The following is an 18,657-nucleotide window of genomic DNA, read 5'->3' on the forward strand; positions in this document are numbered from 1 at the left end:
GGCACCTCACTGATGATGGCGCGATGATGCTGCGAGTTCTGCTGTTCACCCTCACCCTGTTTACCGCCGCGGTCCAGGCCGCCTCCCCTGTGGTACTACAACGCCCTATCAGCCTGGACACCGGCAGCGGCCAACTGTTTGGCTCATTATTGTTGCCCCAATCCGACAACCCCGTACCGGTGGTGCTGATCATCGCCGGCTCCGGCCCTACCGACCGCAATGGCAACAGCGCCGACGGCGCCCGCAATGACAGCCTCAAGCGCCTGGCCTGGGTACTGGCCCGGCATAACATCGCCAGCGTGCGCTACGACAAGCGCGGCGTGGCCGCAAGCCTGGCGGCCACGCCGGATGAACGCAACCTGACCCTGGAGGCTTATGTGGCCGACGCCGTGGCCTGGGGCAAGTTGCTCAAGGCCGACAAGCGCATGGGCCCGCTGATTGTTCTGGGCCACAGTGAGGGCGCGCTGGTCGCCGCCCTCGCCGCGCCGCAACTTGAACCGGCCGGAGTCATTTCCTTGTCTGGCAGCGCCCGCCCGGTAGATCAGGTTATCCGTCAGCAACTGGCCGATCACTTGCCCCCTGCTCTGCTGCTGCGCAGCAATGAAATACTCGATCACCTCAAGGCCGGCCAGGTGGACGCCGACGTGCCGCGCCCATTGGAGGGTATTTTCCGACCCAGCGTGCAGCCGTATCTGATCAGCCTGTTCCGCGCCGATCCGTCGGCCGCCTTTGCGCGCCTGGACATGCCGGCGCTGATCATTCAGGGCACCAACGATATCCAGGTTGGCGTAGGCGACGCCCGGCAACTGAAGCAGGCCAAGCCCGACGCGCAGTTGACGGTGATCGAAGGCATGAACCACGTGATGCGCATCGTGCCCAATAACGTGAAGCAGCAACTGGCCTCCTACAATGACCCGAAACTGCCGCTGGCTGCGGAGTTGGGCCAACGTATCGTCAGCTTTATCGAAGGACTTCAACCCCGTTAAGCGGCAATTGGCCTCCAGTCCTGGAAAAAACGGCCGATAAGTCCAGAGTCGACAGTAAAAAGACTGTCGGCTCGCAGGGCTTGGACAGGATCGCGCCGCATGACAACCACCGAAACAACACCCGAATCGACCGCCGAGACCACGGCCGCAACCGAAGCTGGCGCCGCAGCGGCCCTGCCGTGGGCCGACGTTCACGCCGAACATTTCAAGATGCTGCGCCTGGCCCCGCTGGCCACCGACCGCGCGACCGGCGCACGGCCGTTGCGCTTTGTGCAGTTCGGCTATGCCGAACGCCACGACAAACACCACAGTCTGTTGCGCATGGTCATCCAGTTACCGGGCCAGCGAGTACGGCGCGAGCAGAACCACCTGGATATCTGGGTCGATCACGATAAACACCGCGTGCACTTCGGGCCCGGCAACAGCCTGGAAATCGAGCCGGCCAACCGCGGTATCGGGCGCTTCCTGGTGGCCCAAGGCGCCGCCTGGGCGAAGAAGAAGTGGTCACACTACCGCGTCGACGGCGTGGACCTGGCCAACAAGGACGCCCTCAACGAAGCCACGCGCCTGCGCCGCGATCACTTCCTGCGTATCCAGGGATTTGATGTGGCCTATGCCGATGTGCAGCACCTCAAGGGCAATGTGCAACCCGGCAAGGTCAGCGACGTGCTCGACAGTTGGAACACTGAAAAAGTGCAGTTCGTAGAGATCCTGGAAGCCGCGCAGATGCTGCAACAGGCAGAGCAGAATCTGGCGGAGCAGGAAGTGAAGCTGCGCAAGGAAGAGGAAAAAGTCACCAAGTTCAAGCGTGAAGACAGCGGGCTGCGCTTTACCATCACCTGTCTGGTGGCGTTTACGGTGTTTCAGGCGGGGTTGTTGATCTGGATTGCCACGCACCGCTGATAGATTGAAATGCAATTAAAATGTGGGAGCTGGCTTGCCTGCGAAGACGGCTTGACAGTCAACACAGTTGGACCGTGTACATATCCATTCCTGCGGTAACGGCCACTTAGGGTTCCGCCCTGACGGCGGCTCACTTTGCAAAAGCGGCAAAGTAAGCAAAACGCTCTTGCCCCACCACTCGGCACCTCGCTTAGGCTCGGTGTGCCCGTAATCCGCCAGTGATTTGGGGGGCCGCCGCCACGCGCCATCCATGGCGCGGGGCGGCTAAACCGGCATCCCTGCCGGTTTACCCCCCAAATCCCTGTCGAATTCCGGCCAGCGTGGTTTAACGGGGCGCCTAAGATCAAAAGCAGATCAAGATCAAGAGCGTCTCGCTTCGCATCGTGGTTACCGTCGGCTGCTACAGCCTACAAAGTTGTGTAGATACCTATGGCTATCGCAGGCAAGCCAGCTCCCACATTGGCCCAGTTTCTTCAGTTAGACCCGTGCGGCAAATACTGCCTGATGATCGCGGCACTGTTCAGCCGTGAGCATGAACACCCCATGCCCACCGCGCTTGAAGTCCAGCCAGGCGAAATCCACTTCCGGGTACAGCGCCTCTACATGCACCTGGCTGTTGCCCACTTCGACAATCAGCAGCCCCTTCTCGGTCAGGTGGTCCGCCGCTTCGGCCAGCATCCGGCGTACCAGATTCAGGCCGTCGTCACCGCAGGCCAGGCCCAGTTCCGGTTCGTGCTGGTATTCATCGGGCATGTCGGCGAAATCTTCGGCATCCACGTAGGGCGGGTTCGACACGATGAGGTCGAAACGCTGGCCGGGTAACCCGTCAAAACCATCGCCCTGGACGGTGTAGACCCGCTCGTCGACGCCATGGCGCTCGATGTTCTGGTTCGCCACTTCCAGGGCTTCGAAGGACAAGTCTCCCAGCACCACTTCGGCCTCGGGGAATTCATAGGCACAGGCGATGCCGATGCAACCGGAGCCGGTGCACAGGTCGAGGATGCGTGCCGGCGGCTGGGCCAGCCAGGGTTCGAAGCGGTCTTCAATCAGTTCGCCTATGGGTGAACGCGGGATCAATACGCGCTCATCGACGATAAACGACATGCCGCAAAACCAGGCCTCCTTCAGCAGGTAGGCCGTTGGCACTCGCTCGTGGATACGTCGATGCAGCAAGCGCTGCACATGGGAGATCTCCTCTTCTTCCAGGTTGCAATCCAAATAGCTGTCGGCGATTTCCCACGGCAGGTGCAAGGCGCCCAGCACCAATTGCCGGGCTTCGTCCCAGGCATTGTCGGTGCCATGGCCAAAAAACAGGTCTTCCCCATGGAAACGGCTGACAGCCCAACGGATATGGTCGCGCAAGGTGCGCAGGCGGGAAGTGATCACGGGGGCAAGCTCCTGGAAAAAACGACTGGCGATTCTAACAGCCTTCACCTGTACCGACGATGTACGAAAAACCTGGCGCCGTACGTCGGATTTCATCGAATCTGCCCGCATTGTGTTAAACAGGCCTGCCTCTTGACATGGCTGCACGCCAGCAACGGCGTACCTTACGATAGTAGCGATTCACAGAAGCGCTCAGCCAGTGGACAATGTCGCAAAAGCCCCACTCACAGGAGCCCCAGAATGTCCGTTCCAAAGACGATGTTTCAACTCAGCGGTCGCGGTTACGCAGCAGCCAACCTCAATCATGCGACCCTGGTGATCATCGACGCCCAGAAAGAATACCTCAGCGGCCCGCTCGCCCTCTCGGGCATGGACGCGGCGGTAGAGAACATCAAGCAGCTTGTGACCGCAGCGCGCAATGCCGGGCGCCCGATTGTGCATGTGCGCCACCTGGGCACCGTGGGCGGCCTGTTTGACCCCCAGGGCGAGCGCGGCGAATTCATTCCGGGCCTTGAGCCTGAGGGTGACGAAACCATCATCGGCAAACTGCTGCCCAGCGCCTTCCATGGCACCGGCCTGGAAAAACACCTGCAAGACCTCGGCTCCCTGGACCTGATCGTCTGCGGTTTCATGAGCCACTCCAGCGTCAGCACCACCGTGCGCGCGGCCAAGAACCTGGGCTTTCGCTGCACCCTGGTGGAAGACGCCTGCGCCACCCGCGACCTGCCCTACAAGGGCGGTATCCTGAGCGCCGAGCATGTGCAGCAAACCGAAATGGCCATCATGGCAGACAACTTCGCCACCCTGGCGCTGGCCAAAGACTTGATCTGAGGCTGCTGGCGGTGAGCGGCGTGTTTATTGCTCCGCTCATCCGCAAAGCCCTCTCATTTGGCGCATTTACCTCTCCCCCCGGAACAACCTGTGTATCTTCCGGTCGAAGGGCCGATACCCTGGAGGAAAGGTCGGAATGAAGATATCCGATGGTTTTGATGCTCGTCGCTTGCGCCCCAAGGGCCCGAGCAATTGGCGTCTGCGCCTGGTAGCGTGCATTGCCGCGTTGCTGGCGATAGTAGGCTTGTTGTTGGCGGGCGCTGGTGGCGCCGGCCTGTTTGGGCATTCGCCCGCCCTGGGCGAACTGAATGCCAGCCCGGGCGGCTCGGCACTCCTGCTGGGGATCGGCTTGCTGGTGCTGTGGTTGGGCGTGTGGTTGTGGCGTCGCAGCCGCCGGAAAATGCGCCAGCCGCTGTCGCTGAATATCGCCTCTCACCTGATGAAAAAACACGACTGATGGCGCTTGGATAGCGTTTCCTGCGCCCTGGCCGCCGCGATTTAGGTAAACTGCCCGCCCTTCGCGGAGGCTGACATGCAAGACGACGATTTTTCCCTGTTCAAAAACGAGCTGCGCGGCGTCAAGCCGATCAAGCACGACCGCGCCGACACCGGCAAACCCAAGACTGACCGGGCGCAGATCGCCAAGCTGCGCCAGGCCGCGACCGTGCGCACCGATGCCACTACCGTGGACGGCCTGTCGGACCAGTTCGTGATCGACGTCGGCCCCGAAGATGAACTGATGTGGGCCCGCGACGGCGTGCAGGAAAGCCAGATGCGCAAGCTCAAGGCCGGCCAGATCCCGTTCGAAGGCAGCCTCGACCTGCACGGCATGACCGTGGAAAAAGCCCGGGAAACCCTCTGGGCCTTCCTGGCCGAAGCGACCAAATTCGAAATCCGCTGCGTGCGCGTCACCCACGGCAAGGCGGTGCGGTTGGATGGCAAGCGGCCGATGATCAAAAGCCACGTCAATACCTGGCTGCGCCAGCATGCCCAGGTGCTCGGCTTTACCTCCTGCCAGGCTCGTCACGGCGGTGCCGGCGCGGTGTATGTGATGCTCAAGCGCACCATGATGGAAGGGCGCGACGAGTAACAAGTGCCATCGTCAGGCTTGCAGCGATGTGTCCGCCACCGTAACCTTGCGCTTTGCGAAAATCCCACAGGTAGTTTCATGTCCCTGGAACAGAATTACACCGCGATCCTCGGCCAACTCGGCGAGGACGTGTCCCGCGAGGGCCTGCTCGACACGCCAAAGCGTGCCGCCAAGGCAATGCAGTATCTCTGCCGCGGCTATGAACAGACACTCGAGGAAGTCACCAACGGTGCCTTGTTCAGCTCTGACAACAGCGAAATGGTGCTGGTCAAGGACATCGAGCTGTACTCGTTGTGCGAGCACCACCTGCTGCCGTTTATCGGCAAGGCCCATGTGGCGTATATTCCGAGCGGCAAAGTGCTGGGCCTGTCGAAGGTCGCGCGTATTGTCGACATGTATGCGCGCCGCCTGCAGATCCAGGAAAACCTCAGCCGCCAGATCGCCGACGCCGTATTGGAAGTGACAGGCGCCCTGGGCGTGGCCGTGGTGATCGAGGCCAAGCACATGTGCATGATGATGCGCGGTGTCGAGAAACAGAATTCGTCGATGATCACCTCGGTGATGCTGGGTGAGTTCCGCGAGAACGCGGCCACCCGCAGCGAATTTCTCAGCCTGATCAAGTAACCGGCTGGGCAGGAAGGAACCGGCGCTCATCGCCGGTTTTTTTTCGCCTGCAGAAATCAGGTAAGCTGCGCCCCCTCAGTCATGGGCAAGAGGTTTCAGCCATGTTCGTCAAAGCACTTCGAGTGGGCCTCGGCCACGTCATCATCGCGGGCGACTTTCTTACCCGCCCGCGTAAAAAACAACGCCCTGCCGAGCAACAGGCCAAGGTCAATGCTGCAGCCAAGGACCTGACCCTGTATCAGTTCCACGCCTGCCCGTTCTGCGTGAAGACCCGTCGCACCCTGCACCGCCTGAATGTGCCGGTGGCGCTCAAGGACGCGAAGAACAACGAGCAGGACCGCCAGACCCTGCTGGAGCAAGGCGGCAAGATCAAAGTGCCGTGCCTGCGCATCGAAGAGAACGGCCAGACCACCTGGATGTATGACTCCAAGGTGATCATTGACTACCTGGACAAGCGCTTCGCTGCGATCTGAAGCACACGGCGGTCAATGTGGGAGCTGGCTTGCCTGCGATTGCATCACCGCCGTACATCTGCTGCACCGCGGTGCCCGCATCGCAGGCAAGCCAGCTCCCACATTTGCTCTGCGGTGTTCTTAAGTCGGTATTGTCAGGTCGAGATCCAGCAGTGCCGAACCCAGGCACTTGCCGTGGGCGTCCAGGGCCAGCGAGCGGGTTACGCCGCCGCGCAGGATTCCCGGCAGGACGAAGTTCAGGGCCTGCACGTTCGGCAACTCATGGCGCTGAACCGGTGCCGCATCGGGATCGCGTAAATCGACAAAGAACTCAGCCACGCGCTCAGCCGTCAGCTGTTCACACAGCAACGGATAATCCTCGGCGCGATAGGCAATGATCGAGATGTTCGACGTGTCGCCCTTATCCCCGGTGCGGGAATGGGCCAGCCTGTGCAGTTTCATTCTTCAATCCTCGGTTTGACCGCTTCACGGGGCAACAGCAACGACGCCACCGCCACCACCTGACGCACGCTCTTGCTCGCCCCACCGCCGCCGGCCGGGCCATTGGTGTAGAGGGTCTCCACTTCATTGCCGACCCGCACGGCGTCGCTGCGCTCGTCACAACGGGCGGCAACCCGCAGGCGCACTTCCCAAGGCTCGACGCTGCTGCGAGGGCCGTGCAATGAATCCATGCCGATCAACTCGGCACGCAGGTCCTGCATGTTGACCCCGATCAACGCGAGACGCTTGAGCACCACTTCCCGCGCCAACTCGGCCCGTGCGACAGCGCCGGGACCACCATAGGACATCTGCCCTTCACCAATCCAACCGTCCAGATAACCGACGCTGACCTTCAGTTGATCAGGCCGGGTACGCCCACTGGCTCCCTGGGCACGCACCCGGTCCACGCCCTCCTCGACAAACCCCACCTGGGAAAAGTCGGCCGTCACATCGGGGGTCAAATACGCCGAAGGGTCGTGAACTTCATAAATCAGTTGTTCGGCGCAAGTCGCGCGGCTGACCCGCCCACCCGAGCCTGCCACCTTGGTGATCAACGCATTGCCGTCGGCGTCGATCTCGGCCAGGGGAAAGCCCAGGCGCGCCAGATCCTCCACATCCTTGAAGCCTGGATCGGCGAAATAACCGCCACTGACCTGCCCCGCGCACTCAAGCAAATGCCCCACCAGTGTGCCCCGGCCCAGTCGCGGCCAATCATCGAAGGCCCAGCCGAACTCGAACATCTGCGGCGCCAGGAACAGCGAAGGGTCGGCCACGCGCCCGGTGATCACCACATCGGCGTCGGCGCGCAACGCTTGAACAATGCCCTCCACGCCCAGGTAGGCATTGGCAGAAATCAACCGCTCACCCAATGCGCCTACGGTCTGGCCGTTATCCAGCAACTGCTCGGCAGACAAGGTATGCAGCACGTCATCCCCGACCACTGCCACAACCTTGAGGCCCAGGCCCAGCTCGCCAGCAATGCGCCGTACTTCACTGGCCGCCGCCTGCGGGTTTGCCGCGCCCATGTTGGTGATCACGCGCAGGCGTCCACGCCCCGGCCCCTGCCCCTGCCCCACAAAGGGCAAGACACGGCGCATGCGCTCAGCCAGCAGCGGGTCATAACCGCCTTGCGGGTCGCTGATACGCGCCTGTTGCGCCAGGGCGATGGTGCGTTCGGCCAGGCATTCGAAGACCAGGTAATCCAGGTCGCCGTGTTCGGCCAGTTCCACTGCAGGTTCTATACGGTCGCCGGAGTAGCCGGCGCCGGAGCCGATGCGCAGGATGTTCATCTCAAATCACTCCCAGGAGCAACGCCGTCAGGGTCATCAACACCGAGGCGGCAAACAGGAAAGGAATGGTGAAGCGCTGGTGATCGGCCAGTTCGATCTTGCACAGGCCCACCAGCAGGAAGGTCGCAGGGGTCAGCGGGCTGACCGGGAAGCCGGTGGTGTGCACGCCCAGCAGCGAAGCCTGGGCCACCTGAAGCGGGTCGACGCCCAGGGCCTTGCCGACTTCGGCGATCACCGGCATCACGCCGAAATAGTAGGAATCGGGGTCAAACAACATGCTCATGGGCATGGACAAAAAGCCCACGACGGCCGGGATCAACTTGCCGTGGCCCGCCGGAATCTGCGCCACCGCCACTTCGGCGATGGCCTTGAGCATGCCGGTGCCTTGCATGATGCCGGTAAATACCCCGGCGGCGAGCAGGATACTGGCCATGGTCAGGGCGGTTTTCGCATGGGCGTCAATGCGCGCACGCTGGGCGTCCACGTTGGGGTAGTTGATGCACAACGCAACCACGGTGCCGAGCATGAACATCACCACCGGGTCGACCCAGCCGGCGATCATCACCACCATCACCAGCACAGTCAGCACCAGGTTGACCCAGAACAACCGTGGACGACGCAGCTTGATGTCGTTGTCGCTGAGCACTCGTTGCGGCACCGCCTCCACGCTGGAACCGGCGCCCAGGCCCAGGCGTTTTTCTTCGCGATGGCCCAACCACCAGGCGCAGGCGAAAACAAAGATCAGCCCGACGATCTGCACCGGGATCAGTGGCTGGAACAGGTCGGCCACCGGCACATGCAGCGCCGCCGACGAACGCAGCACCGGGCCGGTCCAGGGCAGGAAGTTGACGCCGGCGGCCATCGCACACACGCAGGCGAGGATGCGTTTATCAATGCCCAGCCGCGTATACAGCGGCAGCATCGCCGGCACCGTCACCAGAAAGGTCACCGCGCCAGAGCCGTCCAGGTGCACCAGCAACGCCAGGGTCGCGGTCCCCACCACAATCCGTGTAGGACGCGTGCCGACCGTGCGCAGGATGCGATCAATGATGGGATCGAGCATGCCCGCGTCGGTCATGATCCCGAAAAACAGGATCGCGAACACAAACATGCCGACCACCGGGGCGACGTTCTTGATACCGATAATGATGAAGGCACTGGTTTGCAGGCCGAAGCCGCCGATCAGCGCAGCGATGATCGGCAAGGCGATCAAGGCCACCAGTGGCGAGAGGCGCTTGCTCATGACGGCAGTGAGCAGGCACAGGATGGTGATGACACCCAGGGTTGCGAGCATGGGTTACTCCAGGGCGGCCTGGTTGGCCGGTTATTGTTTTCCCTGGAGTATTGGAAGCGGGTTAGTCTTTGTAAATTGGAATATTCGGCCTAGCACGTTCGGAAAAACAAAATGAAAAACTCGATCCAGCACATCCAGGCCTTCCTCGCGGTGGCCCGCACTGGCAGTTTCACCAAAGCGGCCAACGAGTTACACCTTTCGCCGTCGGCCCTCACCGTGCAGGTGCAACAACTGGAAGACTGGCTCGGCGTCGCCCTGCTCGACCGCAGCCCGCGCCACGTGAGCATTACCGCTGCGGGCCAGGAGGCGCGCGGGCCCATGGAAAAACTGCTGCTGGACCTGGACAACATCGTCACCGGCTCCCGCGACCTCGCCGCCTTGCGCCGTGGAGTGGTAACCATCGCCGCGCTGCCCTCAGTCTGCGCTGGCGCCCTGCCCCCGGCCTTGCGCCTGTTTCGCGAACGCTTTGCCGGCATCGAAGTGCGCCTGCATGACCTGGTGGCCCAGCGCATTCACGCAAAGGTCCGCAACGGCGAAGTGGATTTCGGCATCGGCGTGCGCGCCCGCCTGAGCCACGGCCTGGACTTCGTGCCCGTGCTTAATGATCGTTTGTGCGCATTTGTGCCGTCAGGCCATGCGCTCGCCCGCCATCGCCAACTGACGCTGGAACAATTGGCGGACCAGCCGATCATCCTGACCGGGCGCGACAGCAGTGTGCGCGAGCAAGTGGACACGCTGTTCGATGAGACACGGTTGACGCTGAACGCGGGCATGGAGGCCAACTACATGTCGACCGTATTGGCCTTGGTGCGCCAGGGCCTGGGCATCAGTGTGTTGCCGGAGTCAGCGGCCGATAGCCTGGAAGGTTTGAAACGGATCAGCATCGATCATCCCGGGGTGAATCGAGAGATCGGGTTGATCAGCCGTAGCGGGATGGGCTTGAGCCCGGCGGCGCAGCGCTGCTTTGAACTGCTCAACAAAGCACTGCCTGACACGCCGCCGCGCTGAATGTGGGAGCTGGCTTGTCTGCGATGCAGACACCTCGGTTTAGCCGGGGCACCAGGGTGACACTATCGCAGGCAAGCCAGCTCCCACATTGGACCGAGTGAATCAGTCGAGCATCGGCACATACCGAGGATGACTGGCCACCCGCTGCAACCACGCCTGCACCGCCGGATACGGCGCCAGGTCAAAGCCGCCTTCATGGGCCACATGGGTGTAGGCATACAACGCAATATCGGCAATGGAAAATTGCTCGCCCACTAAATAAGGCGTGGCTTGAAGCTGACGCTCCATCACTCTCAAGGCCTTGTAACCGCCTTTGTGGGTGGTCTTGTATTCTTCCAGCCGATCCTCGGGCATGTTCAGGTAAAACTGAATGAACCGCGCCACCGCAATGTAGGGCTCGTGGCTGTATTGCTCGAAGAATTGCCACTGCAGGACTTGCGTGCGCAGGCGCGGTTCGGTCGGCAGAAATTCGCTGCCATCGGCGAGGAAGTTGAGGATCGCGTTGGACTCCCACAGGCAGGTGCCATCTTCGAGCTCCAATACCGGGACCTTGCCATTGGGGTTCTTGGCCAGGAACGCCGGGGTCTGGGTATCGCCCTTGAGGATATCGATATCGATCCATTCATACGGGATGCCCAACAGATTGAGCATCAATTTGACCTTGTAGCAATTGCCCGACTTGTAATCGCCATAAACCTTGTACATGGGGCTCCCCTTTTCGCCGCGCTGACCGAATGCTTGCGCCCACAAGGTGCGGGTATCGAAGGCTTGTTTCAAGGCGTCGTGCAGAATAAATCCCTTGGCCTGGGCCTTTCATCCGTTTTCGCCGAGACAATCGAAAACATTATTTGCTTTATTTGTATACAAAAGCATAATTCGCCTCGTGCGAGTTTCTGACCTTTTGGTCAACAAAGCCCGCCAGTACCTCAAAGCGCGGTTGCCCACTCATGTAACCGGCGCTGGAAATAACAATAAAACGATTGAGGAGTACTCGCTGTGGATAGCCGTAAAACCGAAGCCCCTACGTTGGATCTGGCCGCGCCCCGAGGCGGTTGGCTGGAGCGCCTGTTCAAACTGCGCTTGCATGGCACCACAGTGAAGACCGAGCTGATCGCCGGCCTCACCACCTTTATCACCATGGCCTACATCATTTTCGTCAACCCCAACATCATGGCCGATGCCGGTATCGATCACGGCGCGGCTTTCGTCGCCACCTGCATCGCCGCCGCGCTGGGCTGCCTGTTGATGGGCCTGTACGCCAACTGGCCAGTGGGCCTGGCGCCGGGCATGGGCTTGAACGCGTTTTTCACCTACACCGTGGTCGGCACCATGGGCTACAACTGGGAAACCGCCCTCGGTGCGGTATTTGTCTCGGGTGTGCTGTTCATGATCCTGACGCTGTCGCGTATCCGCGAATGGTTGCTCAACAGTATCCCGGTCAGCCTGCGTCATGCCATGGGCGCGGGCGTGGGCCTGTTCCTGGGGGTGATCGGCCTGAAAACCGCCGGCATCATCGTCGACAGCCCGGCCACCCTGATCAAGCTCGGCTCCCTGCATGAACCCGCCCCACTGCTGGCGGCGGTGTGCTTCCTGCTGATCGCCATCCTCAGTTACCACCGCGTATTCGGCGCGATCCTGATCAGCATCATCGCCGTGACCCTGGCGGGCTGGGGCCTGGGCCTGGTGCATTACAACGGCATTCTCTCTACCCCACCGAGCCTGGCACCGACCTGGATGGCCATGGACGTAATGGGTGTGTTCAATGTGAGCATGATAAGCGTGGTATTTGCCTTTCTTTTTGTACACATGTTCGACACTGCCGGTACACTGATGGGCGTTGCCCAACGCGCCGGGCTAGTCAAGGCAGACGGCAAGATCGACAACCTGTCTCGTGCATTAAAGGCCGACAGTGCTTCCAGCGTGTTCGGCGCCATGGTTGGCGTGCCGCCCGTGACCAGCTATGTGGAAAGTGCTGCTGGTGTAGCTGCCGGCGGCCGCACCGGCTTGACTGCCGTGACCGTAGGCGTGCTGTTTGTGGCGGCGATGTTTTTCGCGCCGCTGGCCGGCATGATTCCCGCCTATGCCACGGCGGGCGCATTGATTTACGTGGCAATGCTGATGATGGCGAGCATGGCCCATATCAACTGGGATGAAGCCACCGACAGCATTCCGGCCATCGTGACCGCGATCATGATGCCGTTGACATTTTCGGTCGCCGACGGAATCGCCCTGGGCTTTATCACCTATGTGGCGTTGAAGGCCGGCACCGGCAAGTACCGCGAGATTTCCATCAGCCTGTGGGTGCTGTGCGCGATCTTTATCGCCAAGTTCATCTTTCTGTAGTTCAGGAAGGGCTGAGAAACCGCCTCACCTTCGGGTGGGGCTTTTGCACGTAAGGGAGAACTGTAGATGAACCTGGATACCTGGCTGTTGTTCAGCGGCGCTGCGCTGGTGGTGATTCTGATCCCCGGCCCGCTGTCATTGCTGATGATCAGCAACAGCCTCAACTTCGGCCTGCGCCGCTCTTACCCGGCGTTTCTGGGCGGCGTATTTGCTTCGATCTGTCTGCTGAGCGCCTCGGCACTTGGCCTCGGCGCGCTGTTGCTGGCATCCGAGCAATTGTTCAGCGCACTGAAGATCGTCGGCGCGCTGTACCTGTTCTACCTCGCCTGGCAAAGCTGGCAGCAATCGCGGCTGCCGAGCGCAGGCGCCGAAGTGCCACAGTCCCCGGCTGTGCCGCGCTTTGGTGCGTTGTTTGGCCGGGCCTTCGTACTGGGGGCCAGCAACCCCAAGGACATCCTGTTTTTCGCGGCCTTCCTGCCGCAGTTTCTCAGCGCCGAGCAGGCGTTTTTACCGCAATTGTTGATCATGATCGCCACCTGGACGGTGCTCGACCTGTTATGCAAGTTGGCTTACGGCTTGGGCGCCCATGGCGCCGCGCGGTATTTGCGCAGCGGTTCGGGCCAGAGCTGGTTCAACCGCACCAGCGCCGCGCTGTTTGGCGGTGCCGGTGCAATGGCTCTCATCAACGCTAAGGGATCAATTTGACGAAATAAACAGTGGGGGCCAGCTGTCCCTTTGTGGGCCACTGGATGCCGGCCGCAATCCGCACCAAGCGTTGTTCTTGCATCGCGTTGTCAACCGCCCTTAATAAAAGAGAGTCAGGGTGGGAGTTGATGGCTACCCGAACCCACTTGTCCGAAAGCTTCGTTCTCACGCGAATTCGCCCTGTCTCAAACCATTGGTAGGCCACGTAGTAAATTGTGCTCGAACGGGGATGAGTCACGACTGATTCAATACTGCTTTCTCCAAGAGGTAACCCTGGGCGTCGCACAGACAAGTCCTCAACGCGGTACCCCTGCTGCTCCAACACGGTTCTGACGGCGGCGCGCTCTGCTTCAAGCCTCTGCGTCCTGACCGGTCTGACAGCATATTGCAGGCTCGGGTCTAACGGATGAGGCGGCATGAAGTCAACACGCGTGAAGCCGGGCGCCTTGCCTTCAAAACCGATGTGTAGATATTCGCTGCGCCGTTCATTAGGTCGCAACATCCGGAGTAAATCATCCGTTTGGCCGCTCCTCGCAGGAGGCGCAGGTAGCCATTCGTCCAGCGTCGCGCGGATGTCGAGCAAATGGCTTGCCGTGGCAGCCCGGGAAGGACCTGACAACTCAACCAACCTTATGACGGCAAACGTTCGAGCGTCATTCGTCAGGGTGGGAAAGGCCATGCTCACATAGTGCCTCAACGGCCTGTCGAACAGTGCCGGATGATTTTGCCACCCACCTGAAGGCAAGCGTGATACGGGAATAGGCTGGTCGCGAATATCAGTGCTTGTCCAGCGCATGATATCGGTTAGCGCGGATCGCCCCGGTGGCTCATTTCGGGTGATAAACACCAGGCCGTTCAACGGTGCACGATCACCCTGCGGGAGCATCCGGTAAAAAACGCTGTTCGGATCCTGGATGTCGGTATAAGGAGGAGCCACGCGTAAAAACCTGGCATTGAGCGAAGAACCTCTGGGAGCTGCACCAACCTCAAACACTCCAGGCGCAGGGAAGTCCACAATTTGACTGCGGTTGACTTGAATTCCCCAACTCAGCCACTGGGTGTCCGTTGTACGTGACTGAACAATCCGATTCTCAGTAGCCGTGCGCGTACGAGGGGGTTGCCAATCCGGCAATGGGGAAACGGGCCATGGGTTATGCACCCCGGAGCTGGGCCCAGGTTGTGGCGCATTCATGCCCAACAACCACTCTTCAGGCTCTTGAATGTTGAGGACCAACTCATCCAGCCCCGGTTCCCGGCTATTTCGCAGGCGAAATACCTCTTCGTTTTCACGCTGGTAAACCGGGTAATGGTGCGTATCGTCCGCGACGAACTGCTCGCCGTTCTTGACATGCACGCCTTGCCTGCCCGGTCCTTTCAACGCTACGGCGCCCTCGGGCTTACCCTTGATTCTGAAACGCTCCAAGAGCTTCGATTGCGCCACCAGCGACGACGACGCGCTGGGCAAATGACTACGCATTGCCATCGGCAAGCGACGGATACGACTCAGAACCTTCATCGGCGAACGCATGCCTGTGACCTTACCGCCCTTCACTTTGGGAACAGGCGCAAAGTCTGTCGCCAGTTCGACCGCCAGAAACAGGGTCATGAACGCCACATCCACGGCATCGTTAGGGTCACCAAAGCGATGATAGCGTCGGGCAGCCAACAGCAACTCGTGGAAGGCGTTAACCTTCCCGAAAAACGGAATCAAAATACCCAGCAACCCGCGCCTGGTGGCCTCGCTCTGCTCTTCAAGGCGGTGAACCCGATAAGTCGCCAACATCCAGCTGGAGTTACTGACGGCTTGAACCCGCCCTTGCAGCTCCAGCGAGCTGGCCGCGTGCAGCAGTGCCATGGCGTCACGGTAGGTGGTGGGCACCACCGCCAACCAGTTCGACGGTGCACTGGCAATCTGCTCGTGGATCAGCGCTTCGATTTCACTGACCGCTGGCGTAGGCTCAAGGTGCGTGATTTTGAATGAGCGGAAAAACTCATAGCCCTTCCACACGCCTGCGATGAACGAAAAACCGGCGAGGATATAATCCACGTCAGAAATCGAGCTGTTCTCATTTGTTGCATCGACGTTATGGGTAATGGCCTCGAATGCCCAACCCGGTGCAACCTGTCGCGCCAGAACCTTAACGTAATCGGGCTCTACAGCCATACGATTGAGCGCCGCAAGGGCCATTTCCACACCGGTGTATTCGCTGATGACCAACGCGTGGGGCGCGGCCGGCCAGTAAACCACGCAGCGTCCGCTGGCCTGGTCCGCCATCACCACAATGCCTGCGATGTAACGATCATGCAGCATCGTGTGTCCTACCAGATGAACCACACTGAGCGTCAGCCGATGCCCGTTCTTTAACAGGTCCTCAGCCGTGCGGGCTGCCATTGCAACCTTGAACAGGCTCTGCGCCGGGGCGCTCAAACCCTGGGCGGTCGCCGAAAAAAGCTGCATCTGCGCGCAGTCCCGCAACGTGCGATTTATCAGCACAGGGATACGTTCTTCCCTCTGACCGCTCGCCCCCGCAGGGTAAAATGCACGGTGGGCCCGTATCGCGTAATGACCGCCGATATCCAGCGAAGACACGGTGTTGATCAGATAATCGGCGTTCAGTCGCTGGCGCCACTGCGGTTGCAGATAGCGGCCGCGTGTCAATCGCGGGCGTGTCCAGGGTGCTTGCGAGTCAAGGTTATGCAACGCCAGTTGCAGCATGCTGAACGTGTGGCGTTTGAGGCTGGGTGTCACGATGACTTTGCGATCGCCCGGCATGCAGCGACTTTCGTGGCCACAAAAACTGCTGTAGGTGTCATCCGGTAAGTCGATCAACGGCTTGTCGATGTCCAGTTCCGGGTAAAAACCGTCTTCAGTCAAACGAGCGATCAACGCACTGCGGGCGAAGGTGTCCAGGTCAGGCAGGATCTGCACGAGCCCGCTTTCAGCGGCAGCGGCACTGCCCAGGTACCTGCGCTTTAGGCGTTGGAATTGTTTGACTTGGGTAGGCGTTGCGCTGGCCAGCCACGCTGGGGAGCTTTTCATCTCAAGCGCAACTTTACGCAGCACGTCTACATTGGCCAACGCCTGGCTCAAAGCATGGTTGGGAGGAAACGCGAGATGTTGGTGCAGCTCGACCACCCACAACAAGCGGCTGACCATCGCATCCTTCACCTCGCCGAAAAGCCCCGCCATGCCACCGATGCGTTTGCTCAAACCTGCGTAGTACATCACCAGGTTTTTCAGCGAGAGACCAGTGGGGCTGATGTCGACAGGCTCGTAACGCACAGCCAGCGTGTTGCGCACCGCATGGGCGCGCAAGTCGTGGAGCTTATCCCGTTCGACACAACCCCATAACCTGGAATAGTCACTGCTGCCGAGTGTCGCTTTGAGCCCCTGCGTCAGCGCCTCCAGGCCGGAAAAAGCCATAAGCCCGCCATAGTCTCCAAATGCATACAGCACCACCGGAATTGCCCCTGCCGGTTTTTTCAGCGCGGTCACTCGCGTCACCACCCACAGGTTATGCAGCGGATAGAAGGCATCCGGCGCGCTGCCCACCGAGACCGACAGCACCTGGGTTTGACTGCCAGGGCGTTTGCGCGCTGCAGGCTGGTCCAGCACTTCGCTAATCACGTCACGATGCGCCGTGGATATGAGCTTGAGCTGGTGTTGCAACTCAACCTCACAGCGCAATGCTTCGACCTGGGCGCGCAAAAACAGCGCAGCACGCCTGCGCCCTCCCCCAGGGCGCGCAAGCCAGAACGGCAAATCGAACAGTTCATGCTGCGCATCCTTGATCTGTGCGCTCAGCACCTGCGTGTGCTCCTTGCGCTGGCGCTCGAGCGCCAACACCTGTTCGAACGCCGCGCTCTGCGCACTCAGATCATCCTGGTTGAGCAACCCAACCAAGCCCTTTTCATAGCGTTTGACCTGTTGCTCTGCCGTAAGCCGGGCCAGCTCGGGCATCGCACTGGCAAACAGGATTTCCGGCTGCCGTCGTTGCCGGTCCCAGGTAAGTAATTGGTCGCACACGTTGTGCAGCCGGGCGCTGCCTGCCAGCCGTTTGCGAGCTTGCTCGATCGAACGGAGAAAGGCTGTGGCCGACAACGTTTCAGGCCGCGGCCTGCTTGCAGCGAACACATGCGCATGATTGATCGCCAGCGCGCAGGCCAACTCATTCGCCCATTGGCCATCCAGCAACGCCCGGGCGCTCAGCGCCAACGCATCCTCCGTCACCGCCGCGCCACGCACGACAACGGAGGCTGGGCTCAGGTGATCAGGTCTGCATAATTGGTGACGACGCTTTAATGGCAAGCATTGCCAGAGTTCATCGAACAGCGTTTGACTGGTCAACGCCAACAGGCCGCATTGAAGCGAGAAGAACGACGGATACTCGTAAAAATGGCGGGCCACGCCCGGCAGGTAAATCACATGCGGCGCACCCTCGGGGTCGCCGTCTCGATAAATATGCAGTGCCCCGGGAATCGCGACTGCAGGCAAGCCTGGCCACATCAATTGGCTTACCCGCACGCTGGCCCAACTGCCCCCGGCGCGCTGGCGCGCCTCGGTGTCGGGGGCATCCACCAATTGCTGGACCAGGGTCATTCCCGCAATGGAAATCTCATCCAGTTGCCGTGCCATGAAAGCCTGCTCGGCAAAAGCTGCGGCGTATGATTCAGCCCAGCGTTCCTGACGTGTGTGCCACGATCCATGCGCCAAAGCCTGCCAATATTCCGTTACCGCTTGAGGCAGCCGCTCCAGCAGGTTCATCGCGATCATGCGTCGCAACACCTGCAAAGGCGTATACGGCAGCCGACGGTTTGGATCGCCCTTGACACTCAAGGAGGTGAATTGATTGAGGTTGTCCGGTACCGAAGGCAATGCCAGCGACAGCAGCGCCCGGTCGGTCAAACTGTCAACTTTAGCGGCCGCTCCCGGCAATGCCGCCTGGGTAAACAGCAGGCTGTCGGGGTCAATTTCAAATTCCTTGCGCAGCGCGGCACGAATCACTCCCAGAACCCGGGGCGCATGACCTATCAAGCGGGCGAGCACTCTGGTCGACTGGAAACACCGCCGGTCGGCCTGCGCGAGCTGGTTGACCAGGCGGCCGGGCTGGGGATGAGTGTTGATGCGCCGAGTCAGTTGATCGCGCATGTGCTGCTGCACGCGTTCGGCAGTGATATCCGGATCATCTGAATAGATGTTGCCGATGGCTGAAGTCATGGTGCTTTCTTCTTGATGGAAGGACAA

At 60.6% G+C, this 18,657-nt stretch carries 16 protein-coding genes; 10 read left to right on the forward strand and 6 right to left on the reverse strand.

Features of this window, described 5'->3' with window-relative positions:
- Positions 1–23 precede the first annotated feature (23 nt).
- Entirely contained in the window at positions 24–986 is a 963-nt protein-coding gene (locus tag CLM72_RS18875; protein WP_105227514.1) for an alpha/beta hydrolase, read from the forward strand.
- 99 nt (positions 987–1,085) lie between these two features.
- Positions 1,086–1,889 carry a hypothetical protein gene (locus tag CLM72_RS18880; RefSeq protein ID WP_034126144.1) on the forward strand — a complete coding sequence of 268 codons (804 nt, stop codon included), beginning with the start codon at positions 1,086–1,088 and terminating at the stop codon, positions 1,887–1,889.
- A gap of 477 nt (positions 1,890–2,366) precedes the next feature.
- Here the strand turns inward: CLM72_RS18880 and prmB are convergent, their stop codons facing one another.
- Complete coding sequence (gene prmB / locus CLM72_RS18890) at positions 2,367–3,275, reverse strand: 50S ribosomal protein L3 N(5)-glutamine methyltransferase (RefSeq protein WP_105227516.1); 909 nt, start codon at positions 3,273–3,275, stop codon at positions 2,367–2,369.
- 240 nt (positions 3,276–3,515) lie between these two features.
- Between prmB and CLM72_RS18895 the strand changes: the two genes are divergently transcribed.
- The 5 genes from CLM72_RS18895 to CLM72_RS18915 all read left to right on the forward strand — a co-directional run bounded on the left by CLM72_RS18895 (position 3,516) and on the right by CLM72_RS18915 (position 6,293).
- On the forward strand, positions 3,516–4,106 hold the full coding sequence (locus CLM72_RS18895) for a cysteine hydrolase family protein (protein WP_057977001.1): 591 nt from the start codon (positions 3,516–3,518) through the stop codon (positions 4,104–4,106).
- Between the two features lie 136 nt (positions 4,107–4,242).
- Entirely contained in the window at positions 4,243–4,563 is a 321-nt protein-coding gene (locus CLM72_RS18900) for a hypothetical protein (protein WP_020302242.1), read from the forward strand.
- A gap of 75 nt (positions 4,564–4,638) precedes the next feature.
- The gene (locus CLM72_RS18905) at positions 4,639–5,196 is read left to right on the forward strand and encodes a Smr/MutS family protein (protein WP_003192796.1); all 558 of its coding nucleotides are present in this window, start codon (positions 4,639–4,641) and stop codon (positions 5,194–5,196) included.
- A gap of 78 nt (positions 5,197–5,274) precedes the next feature.
- A complete protein-coding gene (folE, locus tag CLM72_RS18910; RefSeq protein ID WP_014719282.1) occupies positions 5,275–5,820 on the forward strand; it encodes a GTP cyclohydrolase I FolE in 546 nt (181 codons plus the stop codon).
- Between the two features lie 101 nt (positions 5,821–5,921).
- Positions 5,922–6,293, forward strand: a complete 372-nt coding sequence (locus tag CLM72_RS18915) for a glutathione S-transferase N-terminal domain-containing protein (RefSeq protein WP_020302241.1) — start codon at positions 5,922–5,924, stop codon at positions 6,291–6,293.
- Between the two features lie 120 nt (positions 6,294–6,413).
- Here CLM72_RS18915 and CLM72_RS18920 read toward each other — a convergent pair whose 3' ends face one another.
- The 3 genes from CLM72_RS18920 to CLM72_RS18930 are packed head-to-tail and all read right to left on the reverse strand — an operon-like array spanning position 6,414 to position 9,356.
- Positions 6,414–6,734, reverse strand: coding sequence for a hypothetical protein (locus CLM72_RS18920; RefSeq protein WP_105227518.1), 321 nt, complete (start codon positions 6,732–6,734; stop codon positions 6,414–6,416).
- The gene (locus CLM72_RS18925) at positions 6,731–8,062 is read right to left on the reverse strand and encodes an acyclic terpene utilization AtuA family protein (RefSeq protein ID WP_105227520.1); all 1,332 of its coding nucleotides are present in this window, start codon (positions 8,060–8,062) and stop codon (positions 6,731–6,733) included. The genes CLM72_RS18920 and CLM72_RS18925 overlap by 4 nt, the downstream gene beginning before the upstream one ends.
- 1 nt (position 8,063) lies before the next feature.
- The gene (locus tag CLM72_RS18930; protein WP_105227521.1) at positions 8,064–9,356 is read right to left on the reverse strand and encodes a CitMHS family transporter; all 1,293 of its coding nucleotides are present in this window, start codon (positions 9,354–9,356) and stop codon (positions 8,064–8,066) included.
- A gap of 111 nt (positions 9,357–9,467) precedes the next feature.
- Here CLM72_RS18930 and CLM72_RS18935 point away from each other — a divergent pair, with 111 nt between their 5' ends.
- The gene (locus CLM72_RS18935; protein WP_105227523.1) at positions 9,468–10,364 is read left to right on the forward strand and encodes a LysR family transcriptional regulator; all 897 of its coding nucleotides are present in this window, start codon (positions 9,468–9,470) and stop codon (positions 10,362–10,364) included.
- A 102-nt stretch (positions 10,365–10,466) separates the two neighbouring features.
- Here CLM72_RS18935 and CLM72_RS18940 read toward each other — a convergent pair whose 3' ends face one another.
- Entirely contained in the window at positions 10,467–11,069 is a 603-nt protein-coding gene (locus CLM72_RS18940; RefSeq protein WP_105229169.1) for a glutathione S-transferase family protein, read from the reverse strand.
- A 291-nt stretch (positions 11,070–11,360) separates the two neighbouring features.
- Here CLM72_RS18940 and CLM72_RS18945 point away from each other — a divergent pair, with 291 nt between their 5' ends.
- Both CLM72_RS18945 and CLM72_RS18950 read left to right on the forward strand, forming a co-directional pair.
- The gene (locus tag CLM72_RS18945; protein ID WP_034126137.1) at positions 11,361–12,707 is read left to right on the forward strand and encodes an NCS2 family permease; all 1,347 of its coding nucleotides are present in this window, start codon (positions 11,361–11,363) and stop codon (positions 12,705–12,707) included.
- Positions 12,708–12,773: 66 nt separating this feature from the next.
- Positions 12,774–13,412, forward strand: coding sequence for a LysE family translocator (locus CLM72_RS18950; RefSeq protein WP_034126136.1), 639 nt, complete (start codon positions 12,774–12,776; stop codon positions 13,410–13,412).
- Here CLM72_RS18950 and CLM72_RS18955 read toward each other — a convergent pair.
- The gene (locus tag CLM72_RS18955) at positions 13,396–18,630 is read right to left on the reverse strand and encodes a dermonecrotic toxin domain-containing protein (RefSeq protein WP_105227525.1); all 5,235 of its coding nucleotides are present in this window, start codon (positions 18,628–18,630) and stop codon (positions 13,396–13,398) included. The two genes, CLM72_RS18950 and CLM72_RS18955, sit on opposite strands and share 17 nt — an antisense overlap.
- Positions 18,631–18,657 lie beyond the last annotated feature (27 nt).

It is taken from the genome of Pseudomonas sp. MYb193, from assembly GCF_002966775.1.
Lineage (GTDB): Bacteria > Pseudomonadota > Gammaproteobacteria > Pseudomonadales > Pseudomonadaceae > Aquipseudomonas > Aquipseudomonas paracarnis.

Bases quoted from the DNA above. Each gene is read 5' to 3' on its own strand.
- CLM72_RS18875 (WP_105227514.1), top strand. From the start codon at position 24: ATGATGCTGCGAGTTCTGCTGTTCACCCTCACCCTGTTTACCGCCGCG.
- CLM72_RS18880 (WP_034126144.1), top strand. From the start codon at position 1,086: ATGACAACCACCGAAACAACACCCGAATCGACCGCCGAGACCACGGCC.
- CLM72_RS18895 (WP_057977001.1), top strand. From the start codon at position 3,516: ATGTCCGTTCCAAAGACGATGTTTCAACTCAGCGGTCGCGGTTACGCA.
- CLM72_RS18900 (WP_020302242.1), top strand. From the start codon at position 4,243: ATGAAGATATCCGATGGTTTTGATGCTCGTCGCTTGCGCCCCAAGGGC.
- CLM72_RS18905 (WP_003192796.1), top strand. From the start codon at position 4,639: ATGCAAGACGACGATTTTTCCCTGTTCAAAAACGAGCTGCGCGGCGTC.
- folE (WP_014719282.1), top strand. From the start codon at position 5,275: ATGTCCCTGGAACAGAATTACACCGCGATCCTCGGCCAACTCGGCGAG.
- CLM72_RS18915 (WP_020302241.1), top strand. From the start codon at position 5,922: ATGTTCGTCAAAGCACTTCGAGTGGGCCTCGGCCACGTCATCATCGCG.
- CLM72_RS18920 (WP_105227518.1), bottom strand. From the start codon at position 6,734: ATGAAACTGCACAGGCTGGCCCATTCCCGCACCGGGGATAAGGGCGAC.
- CLM72_RS18925 (WP_105227520.1), bottom strand. From the start codon at position 8,062: ATGAACATCCTGCGCATCGGCTCCGGCGCCGGCTACTCCGGCGACCGT.
- CLM72_RS18930 (WP_105227521.1), bottom strand. From the start codon at position 9,356: ATGCTCGCAACCCTGGGTGTCATCACCATCCTGTGCCTGCTCACTGCC.
- CLM72_RS18935 (WP_105227523.1), top strand. From the start codon at position 9,468: ATGAAAAACTCGATCCAGCACATCCAGGCCTTCCTCGCGGTGGCCCGC.
- CLM72_RS18940 (WP_105229169.1), bottom strand. From the start codon at position 11,069: ATGTACAAGGTTTATGGCGATTACAAGTCGGGCAATTGCTACAAGGTC.
- CLM72_RS18950 (WP_034126136.1), top strand. From the start codon at position 12,774: ATGAACCTGGATACCTGGCTGTTGTTCAGCGGCGCTGCGCTGGTGGTG.
- CLM72_RS18955 (WP_105227525.1), bottom strand. From the start codon at position 18,630: ATGACTTCAGCCATCGGCAACATCTATTCAGATGATCCGGATATCACT.